Source organism: Aquilutibacter rugosus (assembly GCF_036541335.1).
Classification (GTDB): Bacteria; Pseudomonadota; Gammaproteobacteria; order Xanthomonadales; family Xanthomonadaceae; genus Aquilutibacter; species Aquilutibacter rugosus.
On the sequence record NZ_JAZHBO010000002.1, the window covers coordinates 43,667 to 55,816 of the forward strand.

Consider the following 12,150-nt stretch of genomic DNA (forward strand, 5'->3'; position numbering starts at 1 on the left):
ATTAGCTTAAACGACTCCGGTTAGACGGTCCTTGTTGCTGTGGTCGGTGCGACATTGGCCGCGCGTAATGCCGGTGCCAATACGGCCAGTTGCCCGATGATCCACAGCGCGACGGCACCCATCGGCAGATAGATCCATGGCAGGCGCGGCATTTCATACTTGGCCATCAGCAGCTGATTGAGCCCGAACGCCAGGATGAGACCCAGCACGATGCCACCGGAGACGATCAGAAAATTTTCGGTCTGGAAATAGCGGACGATGTCGGTGCGGGTTGCGCCGAGCGCGCGACGAATACCGATCCGCTTGGTGCGCTGTTGAACCCAGAAGCTCGCAATACCGACGATCCCGAATGCGGTGACACACAGCAGGATCACGGAGACGATGCTCAACAACCAGGCCATGGACCGGTCGGATGCGAAATAGTCTTCGCGCATCTGTGCAAAAGTCTCCGAGCCCGATGAGATGCGGTTGGGGTTGGCGCGAGTCAGTGCCGCGTCGACCGCGCTGAGGACCGTGGCGGGTTTAAAGCCCTCTTTAGTGCGGATTACATACTGGCCAAAGAAGTCGATCGGCGTGCGAAAGGGTGCGATCACTGTGTACTCTTTCGCCTCGCTGGCGGCCCAGCCCTTACCTGGACGGACCAATCGCTCGACAACCCCGATAATCTGAATCGGAGTGTCCTCGCCCATGTAGAGCGCTTTGCCGACTGCATTCTGACCCGGAAAGAGTTTGTCAGCCATCGCCTTGGTAATGACGGCCTTGGTGAAGCGCGTATCGTCAGTGGCCTCCGAGACTTTGATGTATTCATCATTTGCGAAGGCGCGTCCCTGCACGATCTTTAAGCCCAAGGTGGAAAAGACACCGGGGTCGGCCATGGTGATGCCTGCACTGATAGTGGCGCCTTGCGGAGTGGTCGAGAAGCTGGAGTTGCTTGAATTGCTGGTGAGCGGCAGCTGGTTGAGGATGGTCACATCGGCAACACCCGGCACCGAGCGGATCACATCCAGATCCGCATTCGTTCGAGCCCATCGCTCGGATTCCGGGCCCAGGGGGCTGGTCAGAATCCGTGCGATATGGGCTTCGTCAATGCCACTGACGGTCTGAATGTCGCGCACGCGGCGTGAAATCAGGTCAAACGCGTTGCACAAGATGGCGCAAGTCAGCGCAATCTCCATCACGATGACTGCAACGGCACCTTTGTGGCGGGTAAGGCTCGATAGGAGAGGACGGATAGCAGTCATGATTATTGGCTCTTAAGATGGATAGCAGGGGCGATTTGCATCGCACGCCCGGCAGGCAGTGAACCGGCGAGCAGCGTCACTGCAACGGCAATCAGCAGCGTGGTGATCAGCATGGTCGTGTCCATGTTGACGAGATTCGCGTAATCGACCGGCTGCTTACGCACAGCCATCAGGCCCAGCCAGGCCAGTAGCAGTCCGCCGACTCCACCTGCAGCACCGATCATCGCGGACTCGGTCAGAAACTGACGGAAGATCTGCAGTCGTGTTGCGCCCAAGGCACGCCGAACACCGATCTCTCCACTGCGACGCAGGAACTTGGCCAGTAACAGGCCCACAACGTTAGTCATACACACGAGCAGAAAGCCAAGCGCCAACCACAGCTGCAGACGCACGTCCGATGGTACGACCTTCTGGTAATCCAGCCATTCCATCACGTTGCGCAGTCCCACATTCGGGGGCCTGTAGAACCAGCCGTTATCCTTCTGACGCTGCGAATACTGCGTCAGATAGTTCTTGTAATCGGTACGGGCAGATGCGTCGGGCAACTCCACCCAATACTGGAGCCAGTTGCAATGCAGGCCGCTGTCGGTAACGTATTTGCCCTCCGGTACGCGCTGACTGCAGTCCATGTTGCCTGCAAAGCTGAGGTTCAGATCGCGTGCTGTAGTGAATGGCACGTAGACTTGGTCCTCGCCACTAAACCGACCCGAATTCAAGTCGTAGAAGCGGGGTGCCACCATCCACTTGCCGACAACGCCGATGACTTGAAAGGTCTGCTGCCCGAACTGAATGGTCTTGCCGACGGGATCAGCGGCACCGAACATCTTCTCAGCGAGCTTGTAGTTAATTAAGGACACGCGTGATTTGGCGGCATCATCTGCCTTCGTCCAGCTGCGGCCCTTAATGATCGGCACGTTCATCATCTGAAAGAAATCCGCGCTGACGTGACGAGTGGGGACGCGAGTCGGAGCGCTTTTGCCGTTCGGCATCTCAATAATGGAATCGCCGGCACTGACGATCGTCTGGCGTGAAGCCTTGGCTTCGGCCATCAGTTGCTCCGCGTCCGTGCGCGTCAGATCGTCCGGTGGCTCGTTATCTGCATACGGGTAATCGGAGGGACGGGTGTCCAGTTGCACCCGATACAGCACGTCGCTCTTGTCCGGAATAGGATCGCCGGACAGTGCACGGTAGACCGTTAGTGTGGTCATGGTCGCACCGACACCCACTGCGATCGTCAGAATCATCAGAAAGGTCAACATGCGGTTTCGCTTGAGACTGCGCAGGGCGAGCTTGAAATAATAGGAGTTCATTCTTATGCCCCTGCGACGGCCGCGGTCGCCTGATTGCCGGTAAACAGGGGCGAAGGCCGGACGATGTCGGTCGCAACGCCGTCCACCATATGGACATTGCGCTGTGCGCGTGCCGCAAGCTCGGGGTCGTGGGTCACCATAACAATGGTGGTGCCTTTGGAATTGATGTCCTCGAGCAGCTCCATGATGCTGCGGGCCATTTGTGTGTCCAGGTTACCCGTCGGTTCGTCGGCCAGTAACAGGCGCGGCGAGCCCGCCAGTGCGCGTGCTATTGCAGCGCGTTGCTGCTGTCCGCCCGAAAGCTCACCGGGATAGTGCTTCATCCGCGAGCCAAGGCCCACTTCGGACAACGCATGTTCGATCCGCTCCTTGCGTTCTTTGGCCGACACGCCGCGATAGCGCAAGGGAACGTCAACGTTATCGAACAGATTCAAGTCGGGGATCAGATTGAATCCCTGAAAAATAAAGCCGATCTTCTGATTGCGCAGATGCGAGCGGGCGGCATCGCTCAGGTTGCTGACATTCTCGCCATCGAGAATATAGGTGCCACCGGTAAAGCTCTCCAGCAGTCCGGCGATATTGAGGAAGGTGGTTTTGCCTGAGCCGGAAGGGCCCGTCACCGCGACGAACTCGCCCTCGGCAACTTGCAGATCCAGGGCGCGAAGTGCGTGCGTTTCAACCAGTTCGGTGCGATAGACCTTGGCGATTTGATTCATTTGCAGCATGTCGGTGCAGTCCTTATAGGAAGAGAATTAGCGGATGCGGATGGTTTCGCCGGACTTGAAGTCATCGGCTCCGGAGGTGATGACGCGTTCGCCTTGAACGAGGCCGCTGATGATTTCAACGGCATCGGTGCCACTCAGGCCGACGCTTACGGGAATTTCAGTGGCGATGCCATCGCGCAGGACCCATGCTTTGGTGGTGCCGACATCCATACTCGGGCCGCGTTCGACCTTGAGCACGTTACGTCGGGTGCCCAGCAGGACACGCGCATTGAGGCGTTGGTTCTGGCGCAGGTCTTTGGGTTGAGCGCCGGGGTCAAAGCGGACGCGCACGTTGACTTCGCCGTTGACCACTTCCGGTGCAATCGCGGAGATCGTGCCGCCGACATCACCGCTTTGAGCGCTCAATCGTGCCGGCATGCCTATCGCGAGATTGCGAGCCTGGCTTTCCGGCACCTTGATCTCGACTTCCAGATTGCGCAGGTCAACCACGCTGAGCAGTTCTGCGTTTGTCTGGACGTTCTGACGTTGGCTGACCAGAATCTGACCGACCTGGCCATCAAACGGAGCGCGCAGGGTGAGGGCGGCAACTTGACGTTGGAGTTCGCCGACGACTGCGCGTTGACGGTCGGCCAACGCGCGGCGATTGCGTGCATCCATCGTGGCGCTGCTGGCCTGCAGCCGCACGTCCTTGACCGCGTGACTGACGCCGATGCGCGTTTTGGAGACATCATCCTGTGCCTTGTCCACGTCGACGCGGGCCACGGCTCCGCCTTCGAAACCGCGGGTGTAGCGCTGCAGTTGCCGTTGCGCGGCGGTCTGGTCGACGCGGGCTTGGTCCAGCGACTTGAGCGTGGCCGAACGGATCAGCTCCGCATCCAGCGCAGCGCGGTCGACGTCGGCATCCAGTCCGGCCAGAGTCGCATGTTCCTGAGCGAGACGGCTGCGCAGCTCGGGGCTGTCGATCTGCGCCAGCATCTGACCGGCTTTGACGACATCGCCTGCAACGACATGCAAGGTGACGAGACCGCCGGCTTCGGCATAGAGGCTCGGGCTGTTAGCGGCAGTGATCCGGCCTTCGGCTGCGATGTCACGAATCAGGTCGCCGCGCGTCACGGTTGCGATGCGCACTCGGTCTTTGCTGACAGTGCGTCCGCCCGATAGCCATGCAAAGGTGAGCCAGACGGCTGCTGCGAGCACAGCAATTGCCGCCGCGATCTGCAGGGCACGTTTGCGGTTGCGGACGCCTTTAAGCTGCGCCGGTTCGATGCGGGTGTCTTGGTCGCGGGTATCTTGAATCGCCATGACTACAAGGTAGCCGCGAATTTTTGCGCAATTGACTTGGATTGCGCGCCTCTAACTGATTGATTTGTGAAGGATCTCTCGGCAATCACAGTGTCCGCGGACAGTTTGCGCTGTCGTGGCGGACACGACGACAACAAAAAACCCGGCGATCTGCTGATCACCGGGCTTGGGGTGTTACTGCAATCCGCGTGGGATTAGATCTTGCCGACCAGATCCAGCGACGGCTTCAGGGTCGCTTCGCCTTCATGCCACTTGGCCGGGCAGACTTCGCCCGGATGCGAGGCTACGTACTGGGCGGCCTTGACCTTGCGCAGCAGTTCCGAAGCGTCACGGCCGATACCGTTGTCGTGGATTTCGAGGACCTTGATGTCGCCCTCCGGATTGATGACGAAGGTGCCGCGCAGGGCCAGGCCTTCTTCTTCAATCAGCACGTCAAAGTTGCGCGCCAGGGTTTGAGTCGGGTCGCCCAGCATGGTGTACTTGACCTTCTTGATGGCGTCCGAAGTGTCGGCCCATGCCTTGTGTGCGAAATGCGTGTCGGTCGAGGCCGAGTAGATTTCGACGCCGAGCTTTTGGAACTCTTCGTAATGGTCGGCCAGGTCTTCGAGTTCCGTCGGGCAGACGAAGGTAAAGTCGGCCGGGTAGAACACGATTACCGACCACTTGCCCTTCAGGGTTTCGTCGGAGACTTCGATAAATTCGCCATTCTTATAGGCTTGCGTCTTGAACGGCTTGATTTTGGTGTTGATCAGCGACATCGGGATTTCCTTCTTTGCTGTCTATGGGTGAAAGGTTGATTGATAGATTAGGCAAACATCGTGCATCGCACAAATTGATTGTTTTGATGCCGACGATTGGATTTAACTATCGGATGCTAGCGGGTCCAGTGCCATAATCCCACGTTCCCGGTTAAGAAATGGCTACAGCGGTGACAACAATTCAGCAATGGCTGACGCAGGCGCGGGACCGGGTCGATTCGGAGGACGCCCGCTACCTGGCGATGCACGTGCTGGACTTGACGCCCACCGGGCTGTTCCTGAATGACGGGCGCGAACTGACGCCCTCGGAGCTCGATCAGCTGGATGCGCTGTCGGCGCGTCGCATGGCCGGCGAACCCATCGCTTATCTCATCGGCACGCGCGGATTCTGGTCGCTGGATTTGCAGGTCAATGCAGCCACTCTGATTCCCCGCGCTGACACCGAGACCTTGGTGGCTGCCGCGCTGGAACTGCTGGAGCCATATCAATCGCCGCGGGTACTGGACCTGGGGACGGGGAGTGGGGCCATTGCTTTGGCCATCGCCAGTGAATGTCCGCAGGCCGCCGTTACTGCGACGGATCGCAGTGTTGAGGCGCTGGAAATTGCCTTCGCCAATGCAACCGCGCTTGGTTTGCAGAACGTGGAGTTCCGCAACGGCAGTTGGTTCGCCGCTTTGCCCGAACACTCAATCAGTTTCGATGTAATCGTCAGCAACCCGCCGTATATCCGCAGCGATGATCCGCATCTGGAGCAGGGCGATCTGCGCTTTGAGCCGATTACTGCACTCGCATCGGGTCCGGACGGGCTCGACGATTTGAGGCAGATCATTGCCGGCGCTACAGCGTATTTGAACGACGGCGGTTGGCTGCTGGTGGAGCATGGTTACGATCAGGGCGAGGCCGTGCGCACACTGTTCGCGCAGTCAAATTACACGGAAATAGAAACGCGGCGTGATTTCGGCGATAACGATCGCATCACGTTGGGTCAAGCTTCTGGTCCTACAATAAAGGCATCACCACTACCCACCGAATGACCATGCGCGATCTCTATCCCGAAATCACTCCTTACGCTTCCGGGACGCTGGCCGTTGATGATCGCCACACGCTGTACTGGGAACAGTGCGGCAATCCGCAGGGCAAGCCGGTGGTCATGTTGCACGGTGGACCGGGTGGTGGCTGCACCGACAAGATGCGCCGTTTCCATGATCCGGCCAAATACAACATCATTCTGTTCGATCAGCGCGGTTCCGGTCGCTCCACGCCGCACGCCGACCTGGTCGATAACACCACTTGGGATCTGGTCGCGGATATTGAACGCCTTCGTGAATTTCTCGGTGTTGATCGCTGGCAGGTATTCGGCGGCTCCTGGGGCTCGACTCTGGCCTTGGCCTATGCGCAGACTCACCCGGAGCGCGTTACGGAACTGGTGTTGCGCGGCATCTTCATGCTGCGTCACTGGGAGCTGCAGTGGTTCTATCAGGAAGGCGCCAACCGCCTGTTCCCCGATGCGTGGGAGCACTACCTCAATGCCATCCCCGAGTCCGAACGTGGCGATCTGATCGCGGCGTATCACCGCCGCCTGACTTCCGATGACGAGGCCACGCGCCTCGCCGCTGCCAAGGCATGGAGCATCTGGGAAGGCGCAACCAGCTTCCTGCACATTGACGATGATTTTGCCGACGCCCATGGCGATCCGCAGTTTGCGCTGGCCTTTGCCCGCATCGAGAATCACTACTTTGTCAATAAGGGTTTCTTCGAGGCTGATGATCAGCTGCTGCGCGATGCGCATCGCATTGCCGATATTCCCGGTGTGATCGTGCATGGCCGCTACGACGTGGTCTGCCCGGTCAACAACGCCTGGGATCTGCATAAAGCGTGGCCAAAGGGCGAGTTGATCATTACGCCGGCCAGTGGCCACAGTGCCTTCGAAGCAGAAAACATTGACGCCCTAGTGCGTGCTACCGATCGTTTCGCAGCCTAATGAGAGGAATGAGGCCATGAGTCGACTACTGATTACCGGAGCCTTGCTGCTATTGCCAGTGCTGCCGCTGCACGCCCAGATCAACGAGCCGACTCCCGTGCGCTCGCAGGGCGAACAGTTGCTGAGCTACCGCGAGGCGCAGGCGATGTCGCTCGACACCTTTCTCAATGCGCATCCTGATATGAAATATCTGCTGCGGGGGCGCAAGGCGTACTTGGCCGGTGATTTCAAGGAAGCGCACTTGGCACTCGAACGTTCGGCGCGTTATGGCGAGAAGCTGGCGCAGGCCATGCTTGCAGAAATGTACTGGAAGGGCGAGGGCGTCCCGGTCAACAAAGCGCGTGCCTATGCGATGGCCGATGTGGCCGCCGAGCGCATGAATCAGCCGTTTTTCATCGGCAAGCGCGAACAGTACTGGGCTGCGATGACGCCGGCCGAACAGCAGCAGGCCATCACCATGGCCGAGGAAATTCTCGGCATGTACTCCGATAAGGCGACCATGCCCAAGATCGCGCAGGTTCTGCGCAACTCAAAGGGTGAGCGCAATCGCGCTAAGGGTTACGGACGCCTGCTGACGCGCATCATTGCGTTCAATGACGATGGCACCATCGAAGACGATATCCGTCCCGATGCATTCCATGCCGAAAAATTCTGGGAGCCGAAGGAGTATCAGAAATTCAAGGACAAGTACGTGGCGGCGGTGCTGCGCTACGGCAACGTCACGGTCCGCATGGGTGATCAGGTTCAAACGAGCCGCCAGCGCGGCGATCGCGCCGAGCCGGTCGTCGAACCGTTGGACAAAGACGGCGAGTAATCAGTCGCCGGCTTGGCGTTTGCGTCCGTCCAAATGGTGTTCAATCATCCACAGTCCGCCCCATAGCTTGAGGTCGAGCTCATAGCCTTCCGCTTGGCGTTGCAACAACCACTTCGGCGCTTCGTCCAGCGGCACTTCGTGCACGATGATGGCCTCGTCCTCGGCCGCAACACCGCCGCCCTGGTGTTTGCGGGTCAGGTTGCCGGCGCGCACGTAGGCGATGCGTTCGTTGGTCAGTCCCGCCGATGTGGGCCCGATCAGCAGAACCTCCATGCTGTCGGTGACGTAGCCGGTTTCCTCCTCGAGCTCACGACGCGCCGCGTTCTCAAGCGTGTCCTCACCGGCCTGATCGCCAACCAGACCGGCCGGCATCTCAATGGTGCGTCGACCTAGCGGAATCCGATCCTGCTCGACAAACACCACTTTATTGTCACGCGTCACCGCAATGATGATCACTGCCATGCCGCGACCGTGCACACGCTCGACAAACTCCCAAGTCCCTTGCCGACGCATCCGCAGCCAATCGCCCTCGAGCAAAGTCTCAACCGGCATTTGGGCAATAGGCGATTGCAACGTCGAAGGCATAACGATTTGTCTCTCGTATCGGTTGTCCCGATCTTAACAGGCGCTCAGTCGCCGCTTGGTGACAGGTCCCAGTCGCAGCGTCTCGACCAGTGTCTGCAAACGTTCGGGATCGGCCTGGCCGCGTGCAAACCCGTGCGACACGTCGCCCAGGGGCGCATCGAGCGCAATCACCGTCAGCTGCCGATACAGACGCGCCAGCTCACCATGCTCGCGCAGCTTGGCGGCCACCGACTTGGCACCGCGCAGGTTGCTCAGGTGCGGCACTTCATCGACGCGCCGCAGCAACTCCTCGAGCGAGCCGAAATGTCCCAGCAACGCCGCCGCGGTCTTGCCGCCAATGCCCGGCACGCCCGGAATGTTGTCGATGGCATCGCCCGCCAGCGCCAGATAATCCGCGATCTGATGCGCATGCACCCCGTGCTTATCGATCACCTCGTTGTGCGTCCAGCGCAGACCGCGGGCAAAATCCCACTGCTCATCGGTACCGGCCAGCAGTTGCGACAAATCCTTGTCCGCCGACACGATCACGCCCCGGAACCCCTGCGGCCGCAGATGATTCAGCACGGAGCCGATCAGGTCATCGGCCTCGTACCGCAGATCGCCCAGCACCGGCAGGCCCAAAGCCTCACACAAAGCCCGGCAATAAGCGAACTGGCGCAGCAGATCCTCGGGTGCCGGTGAGCGGTTGGCTTTATACGGGGGGTAAATTTCGTTGCGGTAACACTGGTCCAGCGACTGGTCGAACGCAATGACAATGTGCTCAGGCCGCGTCTGCTCCAGCAAGTCCAGCAGAAACCGCGCAAATCCCTGCACCGCATTGGTCGGCCAACCCTCGGAGTCGGTGAAATGATCCGGCATCGAGTGCCAGGCCCGAAACACGTAGATGCTCGCATCCACCATATAGACAGTTCTTGCAACGGCGCTCATTATTTAATCCCGGGTGAAATAAATTGAATCCGGGTTAAATTCGGACAGTAGCGAAGTCACATCGGGCCGCTCGCGCTCGGGCACATCCACTCGAGCGGTGCCAATGTGGACGAATCCTATGATCAGCTCATTCGGCTCCAGACCAAACCAGCGCGCGACTTCGGGGTCGTAGGCCGCCCAGCCGGTCAGCCAGTTGCCGGCAAAGCCTTCGGCAGCAACCGCCTGCAACAGTTGAAAGGCCACGCAGCCGGCCGTCAGCTCCTGCTCCAGGCGCGGGACCTTGGGGCTCTCGACAACGCGGGCGACCACCGCCACCACGGTCGGGGCAAACGAAAAGCGGGTCCGATCCTTGTCCAGCACCTTGGGTGCGACGTCCGGTTCCAGCTCCTTATGCCGGCGCGCGAGCGCCTCGCCCAGGGCGTCACGGGCGGCCGAGGGGATCTCGATTAACCGGAACGGCACCAGTTTGCCGTGGTCAGGCACCCGAATCGCTGCCTTGATGCAGCGGAGCAGGGTAGGACGATCCGGGCCCGGTGCCCCCAGTTGGGCAACCGGCGCGGAACGGCGCTCAGACAGATCGGAAAGGCTCAGGGGCACGCACATATCCTTAATTGGGGTCGAAACCGCGATCTGGTATTCTACCTTCCATGCCGAAGCGCCCACTGACCGTCACTGTGATCGGGTTCATTATCCTGATCCAAGCTGCCATGAACTTCCTGAGCCTGACTGCCATCCGCAAGGATCCGGCCTTACTGGCTCAGGCCATTCCGACCGCTACAGGTGCCGATATCTCGCGAGCCATCCCAATTGCGATGTTCGCCTGCGTGGTGATGTTCCTGATTGGCTTGAGCCTGCTGCGGGGTCTCAACTGGGCCCGCATCGCCGTCGTCGCGCTGGCGCTACTGGTGACGCTGATGGCTCTGATGTCCGGGAACACCGCAATGCTGCTCGGTGCCGGGCTTCATGCCATGATGGCATTCCTGTTGTATCGCCCCGCCGCCAACGCCTTCTTCGAGGCCAAACGCCGCGGTGGCAGCAATCCGCCTCCGCCACCATCCGATGGCCCGAATGGCGGCACCGGCTCGGGTGAGGGTAGCGGCAACGGCCGGATCGTCGTCTGACCGTAGGACGCCGCCGCAGCTGGTTAAATAATCACCAATCGCCTAAGTTGCTGATTTTTTTACGATTCAACTTGCAACACGGCCGAAATTCGGGTTAGAATAGCGGCTCACTTCCCCTTGGGTAGTGGTATAAAACTGCGAAATGAGGCATAGGATTTGCTTCGTATTCGCCGGACACGGATGCGTCGCATGGCTTTGCCGGTTTGCAAAAATCCCTTGTTTTAAAGGGTTTTTTTGTCAACAGGCACGGACTGCGTCACTCAAAACATCCATGTCGGGCGGACCGCTTTCACGGCCCGCTTTTTTGCTTTTTGAACTCTGCTTTTTGATCTAAGAAATGGGGTCGTGCACCATGTGCTGCCCGGCCCGTCGCTCTTTTTTTATTAAAGGAACCCCCCGTTATGGCGGACCAAAAGATTCGCATCCGGCTTAAGGCCTTCGATCATCGTCTGATCGACCGCTCGGCCAGCGAGATCGTTGAGACGGCAAAGCGCACCGGCGCCCAGGTTAAGGGCCCGATCCCGCTGCCGACCAAGATCGAACGCTACACCATCCTCGTCTCGCCGCACGTCGACAAAGACGCGCGTGACCAGTACGAGACCCGCACGCACAAGCGCGTGCTCGATATCGTCGACCCCAACGACAAGACCGTGGACGCGCTGATGAAGCTCGAACTGGCCGCTGGCGTTGACGTCCAGATCAAGCTGAGCTGAGGCATAAACAATGACTGCGAAGAAATATTCGTTGGGCATCGTTGGCCGTAAGGCCGGCATGAGCCGCTTCTTCACTGAAGACGGCAAGTCGGTTCCGGTGACCCTGATTGAGGCAACCCCGAACCGCGTAACCCAAATCAAAACTCAAGACACCGATGGCTACTCCGCAGTTCAAGTGACTGTTGGCGTGCGTCGCGCTGCGCTGATCAACAAGCCAGAGGCCGGTCACCTGGCCAAGGCCAAGGTCGAAGCCGGTCGCGGTCTGTGGGAACTCCGTGTCGAAGACGACAAGATCGCTGACTTCGAAGTCGGCGGCGAAATCAAGGCAGACATCTTTGAAGTCGGCCAGATTGTTGACGTCCAGGGCGTGACCAAGGGTAAGGGCTTCCAGGGCACCATCAAGCGCTGGAACTTCACCATGGGTGATGCCACCCACGGTAACTCGCTGTCGCACCGCGCACCGGGTTCGATCGGTCAGCGTCAAACGCCGGGCCGCGTGTTCCCGGGCAAGAAAATGTCCGGTCACATGGGTCACGAAATCCAAACCACCCAAGGTCTCGAAATCGTCCAGATCGATGCCGAACGCGGTTTGATCGCTATCAAGGGTGCCATTCCCGGCGCTCCGGGTGGTGACGTGATCATCCGTCCTTCGAGCAAGGGTTGAGGGAGCTAG

Annotated in this window: 14 protein-coding genes; 6 read left to right on the plus strand and 8 right to left on the minus strand. The window is 59.4% G+C overall.

Going from position 1 to position 12,150, the window contains the following annotated elements:
- Positions 1 to 20 precede the first annotated feature (20 nt).
- The 5 genes from V3390_RS05345 to ahpC form a co-directional block, all read right to left on the minus strand.
- Positions 21 to 1,241, minus strand: coding sequence for an ABC transporter permease (locus tag V3390_RS05345; protein WP_331703694.1), 1,221 nt, complete (start codon positions 1,239 to 1,241; stop codon positions 21 to 23).
- A 2-nt stretch (positions 1,242 to 1,243) separates the two neighbouring features.
- Positions 1,244 to 2,551, minus strand: a complete 1,308-nt coding sequence (locus V3390_RS05350; RefSeq protein WP_331690314.1) for an ABC transporter permease — start codon at positions 2,549 to 2,551, stop codon at positions 1,244 to 1,246.
- Between the two features lie 2 nt (positions 2,552 to 2,553).
- Positions 2,554 to 3,276 carry an ABC transporter ATP-binding protein gene (locus tag V3390_RS05355; RefSeq protein WP_331690315.1) on the minus strand — a complete coding sequence of 241 codons (723 nt, stop codon included), beginning with the start codon at positions 3,274 to 3,276 and terminating at the stop codon, positions 2,554 to 2,556.
- Between the two features lie 27 nt (positions 3,277 to 3,303).
- Complete coding sequence (locus V3390_RS05360; protein WP_331690316.1) at positions 3,304 to 4,578, minus strand: efflux RND transporter periplasmic adaptor subunit; 1,275 nt, start codon at positions 4,576 to 4,578, stop codon at positions 3,304 to 3,306.
- 194 nt (positions 4,579 to 4,772) lie between these two features.
- Positions 4,773 to 5,336, minus strand: a complete 564-nt coding sequence (ahpC, locus tag V3390_RS05365; protein WP_331690317.1) for an alkyl hydroperoxide reductase subunit C — start codon at positions 5,334 to 5,336, stop codon at positions 4,773 to 4,775.
- A 158-nt stretch (positions 5,337 to 5,494) separates the two neighbouring features.
- Here ahpC and prmC point away from each other — a divergent pair, with 158 nt between their 5' ends.
- Genes prmC through V3390_RS05380 form a run of 3 tightly spaced genes read left to right on the plus strand, consistent with a single transcriptional unit; the run spans position 5,495 to position 8,131 of the window.
- The gene (prmC, locus tag V3390_RS05370) at positions 5,495 to 6,370 is read left to right on the plus strand and encodes a peptide chain release factor N(5)-glutamine methyltransferase (protein WP_425493017.1); all 876 of its coding nucleotides are present in this window, start codon (positions 5,495 to 5,497) and stop codon (positions 6,368 to 6,370) included.
- A 2-nt stretch (positions 6,371 to 6,372) separates the two neighbouring features.
- Entirely contained in the window at positions 6,373 to 7,317 is a 945-nt protein-coding gene (pip, locus tag V3390_RS05375) for a prolyl aminopeptidase (RefSeq protein WP_331703696.1), read from the plus strand.
- Positions 7,318 to 7,333: 16 nt separating this feature from the next.
- A complete protein-coding gene (locus tag V3390_RS05380) occupies positions 7,334 to 8,131 on the plus strand; it encodes an SEL1-like repeat protein (protein WP_331703697.1) in 798 nt (265 codons plus the stop codon).
- On the opposite strand, the gene V3390_RS05385 is transcribed toward V3390_RS05380, so the two are convergent.
- From V3390_RS05385 to V3390_RS05395, 3 genes are read right to left on the minus strand one after another with little or no spacing between them, the layout of a single operon-like run.
- Positions 8,132 to 8,716 (minus strand): NUDIX hydrolase, encoded by a 585-nt coding sequence (locus tag V3390_RS05385; protein ID WP_331703698.1) that lies wholly within the window; start codon positions 8,714 to 8,716, stop codon positions 8,132 to 8,134. It abuts the gene before it with no gap.
- 33 nt (positions 8,717 to 8,749) lie between these two features.
- Positions 8,750 to 9,643, minus strand: a complete 894-nt coding sequence (locus tag V3390_RS05390; protein ID WP_331703699.1) for a 5'-3' exonuclease — start codon at positions 9,641 to 9,643, stop codon at positions 8,750 to 8,752.
- 3 nt (positions 9,644 to 9,646) lie between these two features.
- On the minus strand, positions 9,647 to 10,246 hold the full coding sequence (locus V3390_RS05395) for a nitroreductase family protein (protein WP_331703700.1): 600 nt from the start codon (positions 10,244 to 10,246) through the stop codon (positions 9,647 to 9,649).
- 44 nt (positions 10,247 to 10,290) lie between these two features.
- Between V3390_RS05395 and V3390_RS05400 the strand changes: the two genes are divergently transcribed.
- The 3 genes from V3390_RS05400 to rplC all read left to right on the plus strand — a co-directional run bounded on the left by V3390_RS05400 (position 10,291) and on the right by rplC (position 12,141).
- On the plus strand, positions 10,291 to 10,764 hold the full coding sequence (locus V3390_RS05400) for a hypothetical protein (protein WP_331690323.1): 474 nt from the start codon (positions 10,291 to 10,293) through the stop codon (positions 10,762 to 10,764).
- Positions 10,765 to 11,165: 401 nt separating this feature from the next.
- Positions 11,166 to 11,477, plus strand: a complete 312-nt coding sequence (gene rpsJ, locus V3390_RS05405) for a 30S ribosomal protein S10 (RefSeq protein WP_143924809.1) — start codon at positions 11,166 to 11,168, stop codon at positions 11,475 to 11,477.
- Between the two features lie 10 nt (positions 11,478 to 11,487).
- A complete protein-coding gene (gene rplC / locus V3390_RS05410) occupies positions 11,488 to 12,141 on the plus strand; it encodes a 50S ribosomal protein L3 (RefSeq protein ID WP_331690324.1) in 654 nt (217 codons plus the stop codon).
- Positions 12,142 to 12,150 lie beyond the last annotated feature (9 nt).